16 protein-coding genes are annotated in these 21,358 nt (G+C 74.9%); 1 reads left to right on the top strand and 15 read right to left on the bottom strand.

Annotated elements, in window-relative coordinates; genetic code table 11:
- Window positions 1–313 precede the first annotated feature (313 nt).
- From ACRYRX_RS00270 to galE, 10 genes are all read right to left on the bottom strand, one after another.
- Entirely contained in the window at window positions 314–2,284 is a 1,971-nt protein-coding gene (locus tag ACRYRX_RS00270) for a SpoIID/LytB domain-containing protein (protein WP_432509770.1), read from the bottom strand.
- A gap of 20 nt (window positions 2,285–2,304) precedes the next feature.
- The gene (locus tag ACRYRX_RS00265; RefSeq protein ID WP_432509769.1) at window positions 2,305–3,510 is read right to left on the bottom strand and encodes an LGFP repeat-containing protein; all 1,206 of its coding nucleotides are present in this window, start codon (window positions 3,508–3,510) and stop codon (window positions 2,305–2,307) included.
- A gap of 1 nt (window position 3,511) precedes the next feature.
- Window positions 3,512–5,494 (bottom strand): N-acetylmuramoyl-L-alanine amidase, encoded by a 1,983-nt coding sequence (locus ACRYRX_RS00260; RefSeq protein WP_432509768.1) that lies wholly within the window; start codon window positions 5,492–5,494, stop codon window positions 3,512–3,514.
- Between the two features lie 360 nt (window positions 5,495–5,854).
- Window positions 5,855–7,126, bottom strand: a complete 1,272-nt coding sequence (locus ACRYRX_RS00255; protein WP_432509767.1) for a DUF1501 domain-containing protein — start codon at window positions 7,124–7,126, stop codon at window positions 5,855–5,857.
- 8 nt (window positions 7,127–7,134) lie between these two features.
- Window positions 7,135–8,604: a DUF1800 domain-containing protein gene (locus ACRYRX_RS00250; RefSeq protein WP_432509766.1), complete on the bottom strand. Its 1,470-nt coding sequence runs from the start codon at window positions 8,602–8,604 to the stop codon at window positions 7,135–7,137.
- Window positions 8,605–8,814: 210 nt separating this feature from the next.
- Complete coding sequence (locus tag ACRYRX_RS00245; protein WP_432509765.1) at window positions 8,815–9,840, bottom strand: LGFP repeat-containing protein; 1,026 nt, start codon at window positions 9,838–9,840, stop codon at window positions 8,815–8,817.
- Complete coding sequence (locus ACRYRX_RS00240; RefSeq protein ID WP_432509764.1) at window positions 9,840–11,411, bottom strand: N-acetylmuramoyl-L-alanine amidase; 1,572 nt, start codon at window positions 11,409–11,411, stop codon at window positions 9,840–9,842. The genes ACRYRX_RS00245 and ACRYRX_RS00240 overlap by 1 nt, the downstream gene beginning before the upstream one ends.
- An 87-nt stretch (window positions 11,412–11,498) precedes the next feature.
- A complete protein-coding gene (locus ACRYRX_RS00235) occupies window positions 11,499–12,956 on the bottom strand; it encodes a glycosyltransferase family 39 protein (protein WP_432509763.1) in 1,458 nt (485 codons plus the stop codon).
- Between the two features lie 161 nt (window positions 12,957–13,117).
- On the bottom strand, window positions 13,118–13,873 hold the full coding sequence (locus ACRYRX_RS00230) for a decaprenylphospho-beta-D-erythro-pentofuranosid-2-ulose 2-reductase (protein WP_432509762.1): 756 nt from the start codon (window positions 13,871–13,873) through the stop codon (window positions 13,118–13,120).
- Between the two features lie 58 nt (window positions 13,874–13,931).
- A complete protein-coding gene (galE, locus tag ACRYRX_RS00225) occupies window positions 13,932–14,894 on the bottom strand; it encodes a UDP-glucose 4-epimerase GalE (RefSeq protein WP_432509761.1) in 963 nt (320 codons plus the stop codon).
- 41 nt (window positions 14,895–14,935) lie between these two features.
- Here galE and manA point away from each other — a divergent pair, with 41 nt between their 5' ends.
- A complete protein-coding gene (gene manA / locus ACRYRX_RS00220) occupies window positions 14,936–16,105 on the top strand; it encodes a mannose-6-phosphate isomerase, class I (protein ID WP_432509760.1) in 1,170 nt (389 codons plus the stop codon).
- Here manA and ACRYRX_RS00215 read toward each other — a convergent pair.
- The 5 genes from ACRYRX_RS00215 to ACRYRX_RS00195 all read right to left on the bottom strand — a co-directional run bounded on the left by ACRYRX_RS00215 (window position 16,053) and on the right by ACRYRX_RS00195 (window position 21,355).
- Complete coding sequence (locus ACRYRX_RS00215) at window positions 16,053–17,390, bottom strand: APC family permease (RefSeq protein WP_432509759.1); 1,338 nt, start codon at window positions 17,388–17,390, stop codon at window positions 16,053–16,055. The two genes, manA and ACRYRX_RS00215, sit on opposite strands and share 53 nt — an antisense overlap.
- Before the next feature lie 80 nt (window positions 17,391–17,470).
- Window positions 17,471–18,985 carry a flotillin family protein gene (locus ACRYRX_RS00210; RefSeq protein WP_432509964.1) on the bottom strand — a complete coding sequence of 505 codons (1,515 nt, stop codon included), beginning with the start codon at window positions 18,983–18,985 and terminating at the stop codon, window positions 17,471–17,473.
- Between the two features lie 43 nt (window positions 18,986–19,028).
- Entirely contained in the window at window positions 19,029–19,562 is a 534-nt protein-coding gene (locus ACRYRX_RS00205) for a hypothetical protein (protein WP_432509758.1), read from the bottom strand.
- A gap of 36 nt (window positions 19,563–19,598) precedes the next feature.
- Entirely contained in the window at window positions 19,599–20,639 is a 1,041-nt protein-coding gene (locus tag ACRYRX_RS00200; protein ID WP_432509757.1) for an AbrB family transcriptional regulator, read from the bottom strand.
- Window positions 20,639–21,355, bottom strand: a complete 717-nt coding sequence (locus tag ACRYRX_RS00195) for a TIGR03089 family protein (protein WP_432509756.1) — start codon at window positions 21,353–21,355, stop codon at window positions 20,639–20,641. The genes ACRYRX_RS00200 and ACRYRX_RS00195 overlap by 1 nt, the downstream gene beginning before the upstream one ends.
- Between the last annotated feature and the right edge of the window lie 3 nt (window positions 21,356–21,358).

Here is a 21,358-nt window from a genome sequence, read left to right as displayed (position 1 = left end):
GTGTCCGGGGTCACGTCGGGCGCCGCGCACACGCCGGGGACGGGGCAGGTCAGCACTCCACCGCGGACGGCCGCCGCGAGCGCGCGCCGCGGCGTCAGTGCCGTGAGGCGGGTGAAACGGGCGGCACCCCCGCAGGACCGCACCGCGTCGAGAGGTTCCACGGGGCAGGAGCCTGCCCGAGACCCGTTCGGCCTGCCGGAGCCCTGTGGACAACCCTGGCGCGTACGCGTGTGCTGGCTCCATCCGCGGGAAAGGGCTCTTTGGAACCCTGATCGGGCGTCGTGGAGCGATGGAGCCAGCACCCGCGTACGCCTCAGCCGCGCGAGACCTTCCCGGTGACCGAGCTGAAGCTCAGCGTCCCGCCCTGGAACGTCTGCGTCAGCGTCGAGCCGTTCCAGCGCTCGTCGCCGGTGGGCATCCCGAGGGGGCCGTTCTCCCAGCCCTGGGCGGCCCAGGCGTCGTACACGGCGCCGCGCACGGCGTGCGCCCCGGTCGTCGGGCCCCAGTAGATCGACCCGCCCTGGAACCGGGTGAACCAGCCGCGGCCGTTCGCCAGGGCGGCGTCGCCGGTCACCGGGAAGCCGAGGCCGTTCTCCCAGCCCAGCCGGGCCCACGCGTCGCGGATGGCGCCGCGGGTGAAGTGGGCGCCGGTGGCGGGGGACCAGTAGATCGACCCGTTCTGGAAGTGGGTGAACCACCCCTGGCCGTTCGGGGTGGGGGCGTCGGAGGTCGTGGGGAAGCCGAGGCCGGTCTCCCAGCCGGTGCGGGCCCACTCGGCGCGGATCGCGCCGCGGACGGCGTGGGCGCCGGTGGCGGGCGACCAGTAGATCGACCCGCCCTGGAAGTGGTTGAAGAACCCGCCGCCGCCGGGGGTGCGGGTGTCACCGGTCGTGGGGAAACCCAGCCCGTTCTCCCAGCCGAGGCGGGCCCACTCGGCGCGGATCGCGCCGCGGACCTCGTGGGCGCCGGCGGCGGAGGCGTAGATCGACCCGCCCGCGAAGTGCTGGTAGGACCCGAGCCCGTTCGGCGTGCCGAGCTCGGCGCTGGTCGCCGGGCCCAGGGCGGCGGCGCCGCCGAGGGCGTCGTAGCGCTGGCGGACGGCGCTGGCGATGGAGAACCAGTCCGAGCGCAGGCCGCCGAGCTGGCGGATCTTCGTGCCGGTCACCGCGACGGTGCCGTTGGTGCAGACCAGGTTCGCGCGGGTGACGCGCCCGCCGTAGTCGCCGCGGCCGTCGCGGTCGGTGATGACGAGGGTGGTGGCGCGCCCCCCGGGAGCGCACCCGGCGTCGAAGGCGGTCGCGGGGACGGTCGCGGTCCAGTCGGCGACGCTGCCGCCGGCGGCGGCGCCGGGGCCGGAGAACCGGTCCTCGGCGGCGACGAGGTACGGCTTGGACCCGGCGACGGTCCACCCGCCGTTGGAGGAGGAGAACTGGGTGAAGGCGACCTTGCCGCCGTAGGAGCGGATCTCCCCGGCGGTGGCGGCGATCGCGGCGTTCGTGGACGCCGGGGTGGTCCAGGTGGTCGCGCCGTTGCGGTCGCGCAGTTCCGCGCCGCGGTACACCTGGCACGCCGTGGTGTCGCAGATGTCGGTCTGCGCCTGCGGGTTCAGCACGGACATGGCGTAGCTGCGGGCGGCCACGGACTGGGCCTTGAGCGCCTCGGGGTGGAAGGAGGCGGGGGACTCGGCGGGCACGACGCCGCGCAGGTACGTCTCCAGCGGGACGTCGTTGACGACGGTCAGCCTGGGCCCGGTGACGATGCGGACGGTGCCGTCGTAGCGGGCGAACGTCCCGTCGCCCTTCTGCAGCAGGACCCCGTCGGGGCCGCTGACGGTGACGGTCCCGCCCCAGGTCTCGTTCCAGCCGCCGTCGACGGCGCCGCTGAGCCCGCCGCCGGCGGGGGCCACCACGAGGCGCTGACCGGGGCCGACCTTCTGGCCGCTGGCGGAGATCGTGAGCTGGGCGGCGGTGGGGGCGTAGACGGCGACGGCCGCGTTGGCGAACGCGGTCAGCCCGACGCGCAGCACGCGGTCGGGCTGCGTCCCCACGGTCGTGCCGGGGTAGTAGAAGTCGAGGATCGTGCGGTACGACTGCCCGCCCAGCGCGCGCGACTGCGCACCCCACTGCGACATGCCGATGCCGTGGCCGTAGCCGTGCCCGGCGAACGTGAACGCGCCGCCGACGGCGGGACGGACCTCGGCGGCCTGCGCGGGCAGGGCGGTGAGGGTTCCCGCGGCCAGCGCGGCGGCGGTGACGGCCACGGCTCGGGAGATTCGTCTGCGCACGGTTTCCTCCAGGGTGGGACTCAGCGGTGGAGCGAGGTCGAGGTGGTGCGGCGGGCCGCGTCCCAGGTGATCGAGCCGCCCTGGAACTCCAGGCGCAGGCCGCCGGGGACGCCGAACTCGTCGGTGGTCGGGAAACCCAGGGGGCCGTTCTCCCAGCCCTGCCGGGCCCACGCCTCGCGCAGCGCGCCGCGGACCGCGTGCGCGCCGGTGGCGGGGGACCAGTAGACCGAGCCGCCCTCGAAGTGGGTGTAGTAGCCGAACCGCACGGGCGTCCTCGCGTCGCCGGTGGTGGGGAAACCGATGCCGTTCTCCCAGCCGAGGGCGGCCCACCGGTCGCGGATGGCGCCGCGGACGGCGTGCGCGCCGGTGGCCGGCGACCAGTAGACCGAGCCGTGCTGGAAGTGGTTGTAGGCGCCGGGGCGGCGCGGGGTGCGCAGCTCGTCGGTGAGCGGGACGCCGAGGACGCCGACGCCGCCGAGGGCGTCGAACCGGGCGCGGATCGCGCCGTGGACCTCCCGCACCGGCGTGGTGGGGGAGGAGTAGACGGTGCCGTGGTGGAAATCCTTGCGGGCGACGCCCGCGGAGTTCGTCGTCCGGGTCCCGCCGACGTCGCCGCCGAGGGCGGACCGTTCGGCGCCCAGGGCGATCCAGTGCCCGCGCAGCGGGTCGGTGGTGCCGGTCCACCACGACGTCTCGCGGGCGGCGCCGGAGAACGTCAGGGACAGGTGGACGTGGTCGGTGTGCGGGTTCGGGCCGGTGTACGGCTGCCACCCGGCGCCGGCGGCGTACGCCTTCCACACCTGCCGGTCCCAGATGACGTACATGACGCCGAGGCGGCGGGCGGCGCGGGCGTCGTCGGCGAGCAGCCAGGTGAGGAACTCCCGCGCGAGCGCGGCCTGGGCGGGGTCGGCGGCGTTCAGCATCCAGTCCAGGGCGCGGCCGTCGGAGTGCTCGGAGACGGGGACACCGGTGGCGGGGCAGTCGCGGGCGGTGCCGATCGTCTGCCGCCCGTACGCGTCGCGGATCAGCTGGGCCACGGCGAGGGTCCCCGGTTGCGGTGCGCCGCAGGTGGTCGGGGGCTGGTAGCGGGCGGCGAGGGGTTCGGCCTCGGTGGGCAGGCCCGCCGGGACGCGGGGGGCGGCGGCGGCCGCGGTGGTGCCGGCGAGCAGGGACCCGGCCGCGGCGGTCGCCGCCAGCAGGGTCCGCCACCGCGGTCGCCGGGTCACGTCACTTCTTCTTCACGGTGATCTTGTTGGTGGACCTGGCCCAGCTGAGGACCCCGCCCTCGAACTCGATGCGGGTCCCGCCGTCGACGGAGTACTCGTCCTTCGTGGGGAAACCCAGGAAGGAGTTCTCCCAGCCCAGGGAGGCCCAGGTGTCCCGGAACCCGCCGGTGACGGCGTGCGCGCCGGTCGAGGGGGACCAGTAGATCGACCCCTTCTGGAAGTGGTTGTACCAGCCCTTGCCGTTGGGGGTCCGGGTGTCGTCGATCGTGGGGAAACCGAGGCCGTTCTCCCAGCCGAGCGCGGCCCAGCGGGCGCGGATGTCCCCGGCGGTCCAGTGCGCGCCGGTGGCGGCGGAGTAGTAGATGGAGCCGCCCTGGAAGTGGGTGAACCAGCCGCCGCGGGCGACGCCGTCACCGGTGACCGGGAACCCGGCGGGTCCGCCCTCCCAGCCCATCGAGGCCCACTTCTCCCGGATGGCGCCGCGGACCTCGCGGGCGCCGGTGGCCGGGGACCAGTAGATGGAGCCGCCCTGGAAGTGGTTGTAGAAACCGCCCTTGGCGGGGGAGTCGTCGGTGGTGGGGAAACCCATGCCCTTCTCCCAGCCGAGCTGCCCCCAGCGCTGGAGGATGGCGCCGCGGACGGTGTGCGCGCCGGTGGCCGAGGACCAGTAGATCGCGCCGCCGGAGTAGAAGCGGTAGGAACCGGTGTTCCCGGGGGTGTCGTTCTCGGGCGTCGTGGGGCCGCCGAGGGCCGCGGCGCCGCCGACGGCGGCGTACTTGGCGTCGATGGCGGTGGTGGTGGCGCCGCTGAGGAGCTGGGCGACGCGGCCGCGGATGGCGTCCATGCGGGTGAACCCGACGTTGCCGGGGCAGGCGGTGAACCCGACGTCGCGGTGGGCGTTGACGGTGCGCAGCTTCACGGTGGTCCCGGCCGCGTAGCGGGCGGTGCCGCCGCCGGCGGAGGTGAGGTGCGCGGCGCCGTCGGCGGGCAGTCCGTACAGGGACAGCTTCCAGGCGATGACCTGGGCGACGGCTTCGAGGCAGGCCGCGCTGGGGGCGACGGAGGTGAAGTCGCCCATCATGGAGACGCCGAAGGTGTCGGCGTTGAAACCGCCGGCGTGGGCGCCGACGACGGGTTTGGTGATGCCGCCGGCGCGGCCCTCCCAGATCCCGCCGAAGCGGTCGACGACGAAGTTGTACCCGAGGTCGGACCAGCCGAGGGAGACGGTGTGGTACCGGTACATGCCGCGGATGACCGAGGGGACCTCGGCCTGGCTGTAGGTGCCGCCGTCGGCGGTGTGGTGGACGACGACGGCCTTGATGGTGTCGCTGTAGCTCGCGCCGCCCTTGCGCAGGGACTCGTCGGCCCCCCACTGGGCGCGGGTCCGGATGGCCGGCTGCGGCAGGACGCGGGGGGAGGCCTTGGTGCCCTGGGTCTGGGGGGAGGACAGCGTGCTGCGCGCCAGGGTGCTGCTCTCGCCGGCGTCGACGAGCTGCAGGTGCGCGTCGTGGACGTCGGCCCGGGGGAGGCGGACCTGGACGGTGGCGCCGGTGCCGAGGGCGCCGACCCACAGGGGGTCGGAGGCGGTGACGGAGCGGCGGCCCTCGGCGGTGCCGGGGTCGGGCTCGGAGTCGTTCAGGGGCAGGTCGCGCCACTCGGTCCAGTCGCGGCCGGCGGTGCGCACGCGCACGGAGATCGTGTCGGTGGAGGCGCCGGAGGGGAAGGTGACGCCGACCATGTGACCGCCGTCGACGTCGACGCCGACGGTCGCCAGGTCGCCGGTGGACAGCAGGGACGCGCTGCGCTGGTCGCCGAGCGCGAAGGCGCGGGTGGAGCCGGTGACCTGGAGGCCGGCGGGGGCCAGGGCGCTGGTGGAGGCGCCGGCGGGGGTGCCGCTGCCGAGGAGGGCGGCGCCGGTGACGCCGGTGCCGAGGGCGCCGGAGAGGAGCGCGCGTCGGGACAGGGGGGTCTGGACGGACCGCATCGGCTCGTTCCTCTCTGGCGGGGGCGTTGCTCACGGTGCGTGGGTCACACCCACACGGGTGAACGCTCGGCCTCCACATCGGCGCTTCGTCTCCGGACCTTGAGCGTGTCGCTACCAGTCGGTGCTCGTTCCGTCACGCAAAGTAGGGGACGATGCCAGTGGTGTACAAGGTGCCCGAGTGCACGACTCGGTAACACCTCTGTGGTCACTCGTTCACTCTACGTCACAATCGGCGCTCCCGTCCCAGACCTGAACCCCTGTTCCGGTATCGGGGACGACAAGAGCCCCCCGGCCCGCAGGGGGCTCGGAGGGCTCTGTCAGGAACAGTTCAGCGTTCATGGAGATCACGCTGAGTGACGGTCACCGCGCGCGGACGACCCCCAGCTGGCCGCCGCTGAAACCGGGGAAGATCGCCGACAGCGACCCCGCCCCGCACCGCTTCTGCAGGACCTCCCCGATCACCGAGCGGTAGTCCGTCGTCCCGGCCAGGTCGCCGTCGACGAGCCGGTCCGCGCCCAGCCCCGGCCACACCCCGTGCACCCGGCCCCCCACGACCCCGCCGCCGAGCAGCAGGACCGCGTTGCCGTGACCGTGGTCCAGACCGCCGGAGGCGTTCTCCTGCACCCGGCGGCCGAACTCCGACAGCGTCGCCAGCGTCGTCGACGCGAACGACGGCCCGAGGTCCGTGGCGAACGCCGCCAGCGCGCTCGCCAGCTCCGTCAGCTTGTCCCGCATCCAGCCCCCGTCGACCCGGCCCAGCCCGGCGTGCATGTCCCAGTCGCCGTAGTCGAGCGCGATGACCTGCACCGGCGCGCCGGACTTCTTCAGCACCGCGGCCTGCGCCAGCGCCTTGCCCAGGTCGGTGTCCGGGTAGACGGCCCCGTTCGCCGGGGCACCGCCGACGCCCGGGAGCCGGGCCACGTCCTCCATCGCCGTCAGCAGCGTCGTCGCCGGCTGCCCCACCTCGGGGCGGGCGCCGGTGTGCATGCGGCGCAGCGCCGCGTGCCACTTCGCGCGGTCGTCGCCGGGGCCGATGAGGTTGAAGTCCGTCAGGGACGTCATCGTCGTCTCCTGGTTCGGCCCGGCGAACGCTCGCGGCGTCTGGTTCGAGATCCCCACCGCGCCCAGCACCGAGCCCGTGCCCAGCGACCCGATCGTGCGGTCGATCCAGCCCGTGCGCAGCGAGCTGCCCGGGGCCGCCAGCTCCATCCGCTCCATCGCCGCGAAGTGCGAGCGGGTCGGGTCGGACTGCCCGACCGCGTGCACCACGCCGAACGTCCCGTTGCGCCAGAACGGCATCAGCGGGGCCATCGCCGGGTGCAGGCCGAACATCTGGTCCAGGCCCAGCAGCGTCGAGCGCGGGACCGCGATCGTCGGGCGGGCCGCGTAGTAGCTGCCGTCGCCGCCGGGCACGACGGCCGACAGCCCGTCGAACCCGCCGTGCAGGCTCAGCACCACCAGCGTCTCGCCGTTCCAGCCCGTGCCCGCGAAGGACACCTGCGTCGAGACGTCGCCCACGGCGTACGTCGTCACCCCGGCCGCCGCGGCGGCCAGGGCCGCGCGCAGGACCGACCGGCGCGACAGCAGGCGGGACCCCTCGGCGCAGCCGGCGTGGTCGTGTGTCGTCGTCACGTCTCTCCTCAGCGGATGGTGAAGGTCGGGCCGTCGAGCGTCAGCGCGACGAGGAAGGGGAGGGCGTTCTGCACCCAGCGGTCGGCGGCCGAGCACGGCGCGCCCTCGGACCGGCCCGCGTACAGCAGCAGCCCGGCCTTCTCGTCGGCCGTGAGCCTGCTGCCGGTCAGGCGCACGCCCAGGGCGTCGACCAGCCCGCCCCACGTGGAGGGGATGCTCGGCAGCAGCTTCGCCGCGGGCACGAAGGCCAGCTCCTTCGGGTACCAGCCGGCCGCGAAGTCCATGTGCCGGTTCCAGCGCGACAGCGTGCCGCTGGGGGAGACCCAGGCGGCGGCGACGTCGGGGTAGCCGTTGGGCGCGGCCCACGCCATCGGCGCGTGCCCCTGGTCCAGGACGTGCCAGTAGATCTTCGTGATGCCCTCGATGCCGCTGGCCTCCATGCCGGTGCCCAGCGTGCGCAGCGTCGCGACGTAGTCCTCCTGCGGGGTGCGGACCTTCTGGCCCGCCGACGCCCAGAACGCCGCCGAGTCGAACAGCGTGCGCAGGACCGGCACGATCTGCCCGCCGGTGTCGACCCAGGTGCGGGCCATCGCGTCCACCAGCGCCGACGGCGGGGCGTCGGAGACGAACCGGGTCGCCAGCTTCGCCGACAGCCGGCGCGCGGTGAGCGGGTGGACGGCCAGCCAGCGCAGGTACGCGTCGATCCAGCGGCCGCCGTCGGCGGGGTGGTGCGCCGGGACCTGGAAGCCGAAGATCGACCGGGCGCCGCCGTCGTGCCGGCCCGCGTCGAAGACCGCCGCCCCGTCCTGCGCGATCGTCAGGCCCGTCAGCAGCCGCGCCGAACCCTTCACGTCGGCCTCGGAGTACCCGGCCTCGACGCCGATCGTGTGCAGCTCCAGCAGCTCCCGGCCGTAGTTCTCGTTCGGCTGCGCCGCGGTGGAGCTGGCGTTGTCCAGGTACACCAGCATCGCCTGGTGGCGGGCCGAGGCCACCAGCATGTCCCCGAAGGAGCCGAAGGCGTGGCGGCGGATGACCTCCCGGTCGTACTCCTGCCGGCTGCCCCACACCTCCGAGCTCGGGCAGGTCACGTTCAGGACGTTGTTGAAGACGTCGACGACGACCTCGAACAGCTGCCGATTGCTCCAGATCTGCCGGGCCAGGGCCAGCCGCCCCGTCGCCAGCATCGCGTTCCACTCCGTGTACGCGTACCCGCGGCTGATGAGGTCCTGCGCGCTGCGGAAGTAGAACGGCATCCGCGCGGCGAGCGTGTCGATCCCCGGGTCCGCGATCGCGCCCGGGTTCAGCTGCCGGTCGATCCACCCCGCCGTGCCCAGCCGGGCGACCTCGGCCAGGGCGTCCGGGGTCGGGCCCCAGGTGGCCCGGCGCAGCAGGTGCAGGTGGTCGGCGGGGGACTCGTGGGCGAACGGCGCGGTGGCCGCCGTGCGGCTGCCGCGGGAGATGACCGGCGTGGTGGGCACGGCCACTTCTCGGCAGGTCCGGGCCGGAGCTTGAGCCGGACGGGTGAGCGGCGACCGCCCACCCCACGCCGATCGAGGACACCCCCACGCCGATCAAGGACTCACCGGCGACGATCAAGGAAACCCGTGCTGCCCGGAGCCGGGCTGTCCTTGATCGCCGCGCGGGTGTCCTTGATCGCCGGGGGCGAGGGGACGGCGCGGGCGGCCCCCTCAGGTGAGGTGGACGGTGGCCCCCTCCGCCGCGGTCCACGTCACGTACCCGCCCTCGAAGTCCGAGCGCCGCTGCCCGCCGGCGGAGTGCTCGTCGCTGGTCGGGAAACCCAGCCGCGACGTCTCCCAGCCCAGCGAGGCCCAGGTCGCGCGGATCGCGCCGTGCACCTCGTGGGCGCCGGTCGCGGGGCTCCAGTACACCGAGCCGTCCTCGAAGTGGTTCGCGCGGCCACCCCGGACGCCGACCTCGTCGGTGACGGGGAAGCCCAGGACGTCGACGAGCCCGTCGCCGAAGTACGCCGCACCGATCGCCCCGGACACCGCCCGCGCCCGGGTGTCGGACGTCCACAGGATCGTCCCGTTCTCGTAGTTGCGCGCCGTCGCGCCCTCGTAGGCGTAGCGGCCCGAGACGGGGTCGCCGAGCGCGGAGTCGTCCCCGCCGAGGGCGACCCAGTGGGCTTCCACCGGTTCCACCTCGCCGGTCCACCAGGACGTCTCCCCGGCCGCGCCGCGGTGGGACAGCGAGAGGTGGACGTGGTCGGTGTGCGGGTTCGGGCCGGTGTACGGCTGCCACCCCTGCTCCGCCCGGTAGGACTTCCAGACCTGCCCGTCCCAGATGACGTACATGACGCCGAGGCGGCGGGCGTTCTCGGCGTCGTCGGCCAGCAGCCAGTCCAGGAACTGCGCGGCGGTGGCGGCGTCGGCGGGGTCGGCGGCGTCGAGCATCCAGTCCAGCGCGCGGCCCTCGTGGTGCTCGGAGTTCACCGCCCCGTCGGCGGGGCAGGCGCGGTGGGTGCCGATGGTCTGCTTCCCGTACGCGGCCAGCAGCAGGTCGCGGAACCTCTCGGTGCCGGGCTGCACGGGTGCGCACGTCGTCGCGCCCTCGTAGTCGGCGAGGTCGTCGACCGCGGCCGGCAGCCGGACGGCCGGGCGCAGGTCCGGTGGCGCCGCCGAGGCGGCGGCGGGGACGCTCAGCGCGAGCAGACCCGCACCGGCGAGCGCGGCGGGGAACAGGCGTTTCCTCATCAGACCTCCCTGACCCTGCCGGTGGAGGCGTTCCACCGGAGCTGACCACCCTCGAAGTCGGACGCCCGCCCACCAGGGACGTCGTACTCGTCCGAGACGGGGAACCCGAGCCGGGAGTTCTCCCACCCCCGGCCCGACCACGCGCCGCGGATGGCGCCGAGCACCACGTGCGGGTCGGCCCCGGCGCGGCGGTAGATCGAGCCGTGCTCGAAGTGCGTGAAGCTGCCCGCGTCGCCGGGCAGGTTCGTCGTGTCCGCCACGGGGAAGCCCAGCGGCGACCACTCCCAGCCCAGCGCGGCGTACTTGCCCCGGTGCGAACCGCGCACGACGTGGGTGCCCACGTCCGGCTGGTGGTAGATGGAGCCGTTCTCGTAGTGCCGGAAGCGGCCGCCGCGCAGGGCGTCGCCCTCGGGGCCGGTGGCGGCCCCCAGCAGCCCGGCGCCGCCGACCTCGGCGTACTTGCGCGAGATCGGCGAGGTCCGCGGCGCGGCGGCCAGGAGCGCGGCGACGCGGCCGCGGACGTCCTCCATCCGCGTGTACCCGACGTTCCCGGGGCAGGCGGTGAACCCGACGTCGCGGTGCCCGCTGATCGTGGCGATCTCCACGGGCGTCCCCGCGGCCCAGCGGGACGTGCCGCCGCCGGAGGAGGTGAGCCGCGCGCGGCCGCGGGCCTCGAGGCCGTGCAGCGCGAACTTCCACGCGATGACCTCGGCGACGGCCTGCAGGGTCGCCTCGGACGGGGCGACGGAGGTGAAGTCGCCCATCATCGAGACGCCGAAGGTGCCGGTGTTCAGGCCCCCGGCGTGCGCGCCGACCACGGGGCGGTCGGTGCCGCCGGCGCGGCCCTCCCAGATCCCGCCGAAGCGGTCGACGACGACGTTGTACCCCAGGTCGCTCCAGCCCAGGGTCTGCGTGTGGTACCGGTACATGCCGCGGATGACGGCGGGCACCTCGGCCTCGGAGTACCGGCCGCCGTCGGCGGTGTGGTGCACGATCGCCGCCCGGACGGTGTCGGCGTACTCCGGCTCGGCGCGCCGCAGCGACTCGTCGGCGCCCCACTGCGCGCGCGAGCGGATGGCGGGCCCGTCCCCGGCGGCCAGCGTGCGGGCCGTGCGGGTGCCCGCTCCCGGGTCCACGACGACCAGTTCGGCGGTGCCGGCCGCCGACCGGGGCAGCCGCACCTCGACGACCGCGCCGGGGCCGAGGTCGCCGGTCCAGACGGGGTCGGTGGCCGGGACGGGCGCGTCGTCCTCCAGGGTCAGGTCGACCCACCCGCCGGGGTCCGCGCCGGCGCGGGTGACGCGCAGCGCCACCGACGAGGGGGCCGGTCCGGGCCCGAAGCTGACGCCGAGCATGCTGCCGCCGTCGACGCGCACCGGGACGGTGGTGAGGCCCGCGGCGTCGGGCGCGGCCCCGGACAGCAGCGAGCGGCCCGCGGGGGCGGCCAGGGCGAGGGAGCGGACCCCACCGGTGCTCGCGGCGTGCGCGGGGGCCGGGACGGCCAGCGCGAGCAGCGCCCCGCCGGCCCCGGCGAGGGCGGCACGTCGGGACAGGGGGGTGGGCGAGGGCATGGGGTGGTGCGCTCCGTCCGTCGGGGAATTCGTGACGGAACGTAGGGGATCAGTGCGAGGGTTGTAAATCCTGGGACGGGTGAGACGTCAGTGACCAGTGGGTTGCGCGCTGTCGTCCCGGACGTACAGCTTGACGCTGAACGCCCGCTTCTCCTCCGTCGAGACGAGCCGGTACCCCTCGTTCAGCAGCCGCTTCGTCTCGCGGTCCGCGGGCGTCTTCGTCACCACGGGTCCCACGCCGCCGACGACCCAGACGCGCTCCACGCCCACCATGCGCTGCCACAGCCGGGTCGCGTCCACGGTGGTCCCCACCAGCGTCGACGACTCCGTGGCCGACCGTTCCAGGGCGATGTCGTCGAGCCGCTCGAAGGCCTCCGGGTACAGCTGGGTCAGGACCCGGTACCGGTACTCGCCGTCGGGCAGGAACAGCAGCCCGTCCCCGGCGCGGGCGTGCGCGGCGACGTAGGCCGCGGTGCCCTTGAGGTCCTCGGCGTGCCCGATGGTGGGGGAGCGGAAGACGAACTGCATGTGCACGCCCGTGACGCCCATCACGCCCACCAGGGCCACGGCCAGGGCCGGGGCGAGCCGCCGCCGCAGCGCCACGGTGACCACCGAGGCCAGCAGCAGGCACGTCCCGGGGGCCACGAAGACGAGGTAGCGCGTCGTCCAGAACGGGGTGACCTGCGAGATCGTCCACAGCAGCGGCCACGGCAGGACGCCCCACAGCAGCCCGACGAGGACGAGCCGGCGGGCCCGCGCCCGCCACACCGCCACGGCCGCGACCAGCGCGGCCACGACCACCGCGACCGTCGAGGACCCGAGCGCGAAGACGACGTGGCTGCCCAGCTCGGCGGGCGTGGGCCGCTGCAGGAACGCGACCTGCCCGCTCTGGGCGTCCTGCGCCAGCAGCAGCGGGACCGACACCAGCAGCCCGGCGACGGCGGCGACCGCGCTGCGCACGAAGGTGCGGCGGCCCGCGGCCAGCGCCCAGCCGGCGTGCGCGACCAGCACCAGGGCCGCGACGGTGTTCAGCGCGACGAGCAGCGGGATCGAGGCGGCGTAGCCGACCAGCCAGGCCCACCGGCGGGCCGCCGGCGTCGTGGAGGAGCGGATCAGCAGGTACGTCCCGAGGGTGGCCACCAGCGTCGCCAGGGCGTACGGCCGGGCCTCCTGGGCGTACCGGCTGACGAACGGCATGGAGACGAACAGCGCGGCCGCGGTCGCGCCCGTCCAGCGGGCCGTGCCCGGCCCGACGGCCCCGGCGGCCAGGCGGCGCCCCACCCCGTGCAGCAGCGGGGCGGTCAGGGCGGCGGCGACCACGGAGATCGAGCGCGCCTGCACGATGTCGACGTCGGCCCCGAACAGGGCGTGGGCCAGGAAGTAGAACGGGGCGTGGACGAGGTCGACGTCCTGCACGAGCGCCCGGATCTGCTCGGCCGTGCGCGAGGCGACCGCGATGGTGACGGCCTCGTCGCGCCAGGGGCTCGGGGTGCCCAGCCGCCAGGAGAACACGACGAGCGCCGCGATCACGGCACCGAGCCCCACGAGCAGGTCCGGCAGCCGGCGGGCCGGTCGCGGCGCGACCTGGCCCGGGCGGCGCCGGGCGGTGGGGATCTCGGCCCTGGCGGGCCGGGCGTGCGTGCTCGACAGGGTGACCTCGCTGTTCTCGGTGCTCTTCCCGGTGCTGTTCAGGGCGCTGCCGGACCTCAGAGGGGCAGCTTGCGGAAGACGGGCGCCGGGACGTGCCGCAACGCGGACATCACCCACCGCATGGGCTCGGGGGCCCACACGGTCTCCTTGCCGCTGCGGACGGCGTCGACGGCCACCTCGGCGACCTGCTCTGCGGACACGGACAGCGGGGCCTTGTCCAGCCCCTGGGTCATCTTCGTGGTGACGAAGCCCGGGCGCACGACGACGACCCGCACCCCGCTCGGGCGCAGCGCCTCGCGCAGGCCGGTGAAGAAGGCGTCGAAGCCGGCCTTGGAGGAGCCGTAGACGAAGTTGGAGCGGCGGGCGCGTTCCCCGGCGACGCTCGACAGCGCCACCAGCACGCCGTGGCCCTGCGCCTTGAGGCGCTCGGCCAGGTGCACCCCGAGGTTGACCGGGGCGGTGTAGTTGACCGTCGCGACCTGCACCGCGGCCGCGGCGTCCTGCCAGGACACCTCGTTGTCGCCGAGCACCCCGAAGGCCAGGACGGTCACGTCGACGTCCCCGGCCGCGAACGCCTCCTGGACGACCCCGGCGTGCGAGGCGAGGTCGGTGGCCTCGAAGTCGACGGTGCGCACCTCGTGCCCGCGGCGGTGCAGCCGGTCGACGGCCTCCTCGCGCCGCGGGCCCGGCCGCGCGGCCAGGGTCACCCGCACCGGACGCTCGGGGCTGAGGCGCTCCACGATCGCGAGGCCGATGTCGGACGTGCCCCCGAGCAGGAGGACGGAGGAGGGGTTCCCGAGGGCGTCGATCACGGGGCTCGACCCTAGCAAGCGCGGGCGTCGGCGGCCGACCGCGACGGGGCGGGCGCGGTCAGCGGCGCCACGCGCTCCAGGCGCTCGTGACGATGTCGTGCAGGTCCTTGGTGGCCCGCCACCCCAGGGTGGTGGTGATGCGCTCGACGTCGGCGACCAGCTGCGGCGGGTCCCCTGCGCGGCGGGCGTGCACGACGGGCTCGACGTCGACGCCGGTGACCGCGCGGACCTCGGCGAGGACCTCCAGGACCGAGGCGCCCGTGCCGCTGCCCACGTTGAAGGTGTCGTGCGGGCGGTCGTCGGTGGCCAGGTGGTCCAGGGCCGCGAGGTGGGCCTGCGCCAGGTCCAGGACGTGGACGTAGTCGCGGACGCAGGACCCGTCGGGGGTCGGGTAGTCGTCGCCGAAGACGGCGGGCGCCTGCTGGGCGTCGAGCGCGGAGAACACGATGGGGATGAGGTTCATGACGGCCGTGTCGCCCAGGTCGTCCCAGCCGGCGCCGGCGACGTTGAAGTAGCGCAGGTTCGCCGCCCGCAGGCCCCACGCGCGCCCGGCGGCCCGGGTCATCCACTCCCCGACGAGCTTGGTCTGGCCGTAGGGGTTGATGGGCTCGGCCGGGCCGTCCTCGCGCACGAGGGGCGTGGTGGGCGCGCCGTAGGTGGCCGCGGAGGAGGAGAACACCAGCTTGTCGACCTTGCCCGCCTCCATGGCCAGCAGCAGGTTCGCGGTGCCGCCGACGTTCTGCGACCAGTAGCGGGCCGGTTCGGCGACGGACTGGCCGACCTGCTTGCGGGCCGCGAAGTGGATCACGGCCTCGACGCCGTGCTCGGCGATGGCCGCGGTCAGGGTCGGGACGGCCGCGTCGGTGGCCAGGTCGAGCTGGACGACGGGGGCGTCGCCGACGCGCTCGGGGCGCCCGTTGGACAGGTCGTCGACCACCACGACGCCGGTGCCGCGCTGCTGCAGCAGCCGCACCACGTGGGACCCGATGTAGCCGGCACCGCCCGTCACGAGAACGCTCATGGCCCGACCCTACCCAGCGGCCCCCCAGTAGCCTCGGCCGTGTGCTGAGACTGACGAACACCGTTCAGCCCTACGCGTGGGGATCGACGACGTCGATCCCGCGGCTGCTCGGCCGGGCACCGGACGGCCGCCCGCAGGCGGAGGTGTGGATCGGTGCGCACCCCTCGGCGCCCTCGCTGGCCGACGGGGCCCGCCTCGACGACCTGATCGCTGCCTCCCCGCGGGAGTTCCTCGGCGCCGACGGCGGGGACCGGCTGGGTTTCCTGCTGAAGGTCCTGGCCGCGGCCGCGCCGCTGTCGCTGCAGGCCCACCCGGACGCCGCGACGGCCGCGCGCCGGTTCGCGCAGGAGGAGGCCGCCGGGGTGCCGCTGGACGCCCCGCACCGGTTGTACAAGGACACCTCGCACAAGCCCGAGCTGCTGTTCGCGCTGGAACCGTTCGCCGCGATGGCCGGTTTCCGCTCACCCGCGGCGGCGCGGGAGCTGCTGGCGGGGATGGCGCTGCCGGAGCTGCCGCCGGGGGCGCGCGACCTGTTCGACGCCTTCCTCGCCGTCCTGGCCGGACCGGACGCGCTGCGGGAGGCGACGCGGCTGCTGCTGACGGCGCCCGCCGAGGCGGTGGCCCCGCTGGTGGAGGCCGTCGCGCAGGCCTCCCCCACGCTGGACGACCCGTCGGCGCAGTGCGTCGTCGCCCTCGCCGGGCACTACCCGGGCGACGCCGGGGTCCTCGTCTCGGTGCTGCTGAACCAGGTGCGCCTGGCGCCGGGGGAGGCGCTGTACCTGCCCGCCGGGAACGTGCACGCCTACCTGGAGGGCACCGGCGTGGAGCTCATGGCGAGCTCGGACAACGTGCTGCGCGGCGGGCTGACCCCCAAGCACGTCGACGTCGCCGAGCTGCTGGACGTGCTGGACTTCCGCGAGCTGCCGCCGCCGCTGCTGGAACCGCGGGTGGTCTCGGCCGACGAGCAGGTGTTCAGCCCGCTGCCGGACTTCGCGCTGACCGTCCTGACGGTGGGGGCCGGGACCACCTGGGAGCGCACGGTGCCGCGCACGGTCCTCGTGCTGGAGGGCCGGGTGCGGCTCGCGTCGGCGGCGGGGTCGCTGGAGCTGGGGCAGGGGGAGACGGCGTTCGTGACGGCCGCCGAGCACCCGGTGACGGTCAGCGGTTCCGGTCGGCTGGCTGCGGCGTCGCCCGGGACGCCCGCCGGGTGAGCAGGTGCAGCACCGCGCCCACCGCCAGCAGGACCGCCGCCCGCAGCCACACCCCGGCCTCCTGCTGGGTGAGCAGCCCGACGCAGGCCACGACCCCCAGCACCGGCACCACGGTGGGGGTGCGGAAGTGCCGGTGCTCGACCCGGTCGCGGCGCAGCACCAGCACCGCGACGTTGGTGCTGATGAACACGATGAGCAGCAGCAGCACCACGGTCGCGGCCAGCGTCGACAGGTCGCCGGTCACGACGAGCGCCATCGACACCAGCGTCGTGACGACGATCGCGACCCACGGGGTGCGGCGGCCGGGCAGGACCCGGGCCAGCACCGGCGGCAGCAGCCCCTCGGTGGCCATCCCGTAGGTCAGGCGGCTGCACATGATCGCGGTGAGCAGGGCGCCGTTGGCGACGGCGATCAGCGCGACGAGGGAGTACAGCCAGCCGGGCAGGCCCACGTCGGCGACCCGCACGACCTCCAGCAGCGGGCCGTCGGAGTCGGCGATCTGCGCGGGGGCGACGGCGGTGGAGACGGCCAGGCCGACCAGGACGTAGACCACACCGGCCACGGCCAGCCCGCCGAACAGCGCCCGCGGGTACGTGCGGGCCGGGTCGATGGCCTCCTCGGCCACGTTCGCCGACGTCTCGAACCCGACGAAGGAGTAGAACGCCAGGACGGCGGCGGCCAGGATCCCCGCCACCGGGGACTGCTCGGGGGAGAACTCCAGCACCCGACCCGGGGAGCCGTCGCCGCGGCCGAGCACCACGGCCGCCAGGGCCACGATCAGCAGCAGCCCGCCGACCTCGACGACCGTCATCACCACGTTCGCGCGCAGCGAGTCCTTGATGCCGCGGGCGTTCAGCAGCGCGACGAGGACGAGGAACACCAGCGCGGCCGGCAGCGGCGGCACGTCGACGAGGGCGCCGAGGTAGTCCCCGGAGAACGCCAGCGCCAGCCCCGCCACGCTCGTCACCCCGGCGGCCAGCATGGAGAAGCCGACGAGGAACGAGACCAGCGGGCGGCCGAACGCGCGCTGGGCGAACACGGCCGCCCCACCGGCCTTGGGGTACTTCGTGACGAGCTCGGCGTACGAGGCCGCCGTGAGCAGCGCCAGGAACAGGGCCACCAGCAGCGGGACCCAGATCGCCCCGCCCACCTCACCGGCGAGCTGCCCGACGAGGGCGTAGATGCCCGCGCCGAGCACGTCGCCGAGGATGAACAGGAAGAGCAGCTTGCCGCTGATCGCGCGCCGCAGGCTCAGGTCCGGCGCCGTAGAGGTGGTGGAGGTCACGCGCAGCACCTACCCCGCCCGGCCCTCCGTAACCCTCCCTCCGGCCGCGGGGTTCGGCTCGTGGGCGCCTGGAGCCGGACCTACTGGTCCGATGCGTCCACGAGCCGGGAGGGCGAGGTGGGGGCGGGGGCCCGGCCGGTGAGGTTCTTCAGCAGCTCCTGCACGTCCAGCCCCGTCGTCCGCTTCACGATCTCCAGGGTCTCGGTGAGGTTCGTGCCGACCTGCCGCGACAGCTGCGAGGCGCCGTCGGTGGAGATGACCGTGAGGTCGCCGATCGCCGACATCGGCGCGGCGAGCTCGTGCGCCACCCGGGGCAGGACGTCGACGACCATCTGCGCGACCGCGGCCTCGCCGTACTGCTCGAACGCCTCGGCGCGCAGCCGCATCGTCTCGGCCTCGGCCTCACCGCGGGCCCGGGTGGCGGCGGCCTCGGCCTCGCCCTCCAGCTTGGTCGCCGTCGCCAGCGCGGTCCGGCGGTCCAGCTCGGCCTGACCGGCCAGCCGCACCCGCTGGGCGTCGGCCTCGGCGGCGAGCTTCATGCGGTTCGCCTCCGCCGTCGCGGACAGCTCCACGCGGCGGGCGTCGGCCTCGGCGTTGGCGATGTCGGACGCCTTCTTCGCCTCCGCCTCGAAGATCTCCGAGTTCCGCCGGGCCTGCGCCTGCTGCTCGGCGTCGTACCGGCGCGCGTCGGCCGGCTTGCGGACCTCGGTGTCGAGCTGACGCTCGGTCAGCGCGGCCTGGCGCTCGGCGACGCGTTCCTGCTCCAGGAGCACCTCCTGGTCGCGGGCGGCCTTGGCCAGGACACCGGCGGCCGCGGCGCGGGCCTGCGCGGTGTCGGTCTCGGCCTTGAACTCGGCCTGCCGCAGCGACAGGTCGCGCTGGGCGGCGGAGATCTTCTCCTGGGCCCGGGCCTCGGCCTGCTGGGACTCCTGCTGCGAGTTCGCCTCGGCGATCGCGGCGTTCTGCGCGGCGATCGCGGCCTCGGGCCGGCCCAGGTCCCGCAGGTAGTTCACGTCGTCGGAGACGTCCTGGATCTGGAACGTGTCCAGCACCAGGCCCTGGTTCGTCAGCGACGTCTCGGCCTCCTCGGCGACCCGGGAGGCGAACGCGGCGCGGTCGCGGATGATCTCGTCGACCGTCAGGGTGCCGACGATGGAGCGCAGCGATCCGGCCAGCACCTCCTGGGTGAACGACTCGATCTCGTCCTGCTGGTGCAGGAAGCGCTGCGCCGCAGCGCGCACCGAGTCCTCGGTGCCGCCGACCTTGATGATCGCGACACCGTCGAGGTTCAGCCGGATGCCCTTGGCGGACACCGCCCCGCGGATCTGCACCGAGATCCGCCGCGAGGCCAGCGACAGCGTGTACGCCTGCTGCACGAACGGCAGGACGAAGATGCCCCCGCCCATGACGACCTTCTGGCCGGACAGGTCCGTGGAGACCTGCCCGGTCTCGGGGTTCGTGACCGGCTGGCCCTTCTTCCCGGTGATGATGAACGCCTCGCTGGGGCCCGCGATGCGGTAGCGGCGCACGACGGCGACGGCCAGCAGCAGCACGACGACCACGGCGGCGGCGATGAGGATGACGGCAGGCGTCAGGAACGTCACGGGCGGTCCTCTCCTTGGTGGGGCGGTGGGGAACTCAGTGCAGGGGTTCGGCCGGGGGTCCGGCCAGCGGTCTCACCCGGACGGCGGTCGCGGAGACCTCCGCGACGACCTCGACCGCGGCGCCCAGCGTCAGGGCGACGTCGCTCACGGCGCTGCGCTTGACCGTCGTGCCGTGCAGGCGAAGGTTCACCTCGCCGAAGGAACCCGGGTTCGCCGCGGGGGTCGTCACGTACCCGCGCGCGCCCACGATGCTCTCGTGCACCTCGGGTTCGGCCCGGCGCAGCGTGCGCACCAGGGCCCCGACGCCGGCCATCGTCGCGACCCCGACCGCGGCGCCGAAACCGCTGGACTGCAGCGTCGTCCAGCCGAAGGAGAGTTGCGCCAGGGTGGCCGCCAGGCCGAACAGCGCGATCCCGCCCGACAGCGACGTCAGGGACAGGAAACCCCCGGCGACGTCCAGGTCGAGCGCCTCGAACAACCCGTCGACGACGAACGAGAGCAGGCACAGGGCGAAACCCGCGACGGCGAGCACGACGAAGACGGTCACGCTGATCCCGTGCACGGTCATCGTCGATCCCCCCTGCCCGGACCCTACAGGTGGCGCTCAGCGGCCCCGGGACAACGCCTTCGCCAGCACCGGCGCGGCCAGCAGCATCACGAGCAGCCGCAGCACCTGCACGGACAGCACGAACGTCGCGTCCGCCCCCGCGCCCACGGCCGCGGCCAGGACCGCGTACAACCCGCCCGGCGTCGTCGCCAGGTAGGTGTCCAGCAGCGGCAGCCCCGTCGCCCGCGACAGCGCCACCCCCAGGGCGGCGCTGCCCAGGACCCCCACCACGATCAGCCCCAGCGCCGCCGGCAGCACCCGCGCCACCGTCACCAGGCTGGACCGGGTGAACCGCAACCCGATCTGCAGCCCGATGAGGGCGTAGGCGACCTGCTGGACCGGGCCGGGGACCCCCGCCCCGCCCGTCAGCCCCGTCAGCGAGGCCAGCGCGGCCAGCAGCAGCGGCCCCAGCAGCGTGTGCGCGGGCAGGTGCGCCCGCCGGCCCAGCCACGGCCCGGCCAGCCCGCACACCACGACCAGCGCGATCCCGGCGGGCCACTCGTCCGCCGGGCCCGCCGCCCCCACCGCCCCGGCGGCCCGCACGTCGAAGACCACGTTCAGGACCACCGGCAGCGACAGCACCACCAGCAGCACCCGCACGTACTGCACGACCGCCACGACCCGCTCGTCCGCCCCGAGCTGGCGCGCGATGACGACCAGCCCGCTGGCGCCGCCCGCGACCAGCGCGAACGCCCCCGTGACCGCGTCCACGTCCCGGCGCCGGCCCAGCAGCCAGCCCGTCCCCAGGCTCAGCGCCAGCGTCCCGACCGTGACGGCCAGCACCGGCAGCCAGTGCTCACCCAGCGCCGACAGCGTCGACAGCTGCACGAGCGTGCCGATGGTGACCCCGACGACCGCCTGCCCCGCCGTGCCCGCCCGCGCCGGCAGCACCACCGCGCGCCGGCTCACCAGCGCGTCGACCAGACCGGCCGCCAGCCCCGCGAACAACGCCGGGGACGGCAGCCCCAGCCGGTCCAGGAACCCCGTCGCGACGACCGTGGCGGCCAGCAGGACCAGGACGTGCGCGGCGCGGCGCACTACGCGGTGAGGACCGCGGTGGTGCGCTCGGCGGCGACGACGCGTTCGGGCAGCAGCGCCACGTCGGGGGTCACCACGACCGAACCCGTCCGCGCCCACGCGGCCAGCGGCCCCCGCACCACGTCGGCCGGGGCGACGTCGGTGAGCAACCGCACCCCCACCGGCCAGCCCTCCCCGGCCTGCGCCGCCGCGCCCGGCAGGGCGGCGTGCGACAGCGCCGAACCGTCCGGCAGTTCCAGCGCCGGGTCCTCCGGGCCGGGGGTCTGCAGGGGGGAGTAGGTGTCGCCGTACCCGGTGACGACCCGCGCGTAGTCCAGGACGCCCGCCGGCAGCGGCGCCCCGAAGCCCACCGCCAGCGGAGCCAGCGACACCGCGATCCGCTCCACGGAACCGTTGCGCTCCAACGCCTCCACCGAGCTCGAGACCAGCACGTCCGCGGACCGGTCCGCGCCCGGGCGCACCACGGCCCCCGTCGACCACGCCGCCAGCTGGAACACCGGGGTCCGCCAGTGCGTCGGCAGGTCGATCGCCACGACCGACCCCGGACCCACCTCGAACTCCTCCTCCAGCAGGTTCGCCGTCTTCGACACCCACGTCGCCAGCACCCGCGCCGACAGTTCCACCCGCTCACCGCTGCTCGCGTAGTCGCCCGCGTACCAGGTGAGGCGAGGGGCGGTGGGGTCGTCGTCCAGCAGCCGACGCAACACGGGGAGCACGGC

Source organism: Kineococcus lubricus (assembly GCF_050871965.1).
In the GTDB taxonomy this organism is placed as follows: domain Bacteria; phylum Actinomycetota; class Actinomycetes; order Actinomycetales; family Kineococcaceae; genus Kineococcus.
This window is presented reverse-complemented; position numbering and strand designations above follow the sequence as displayed.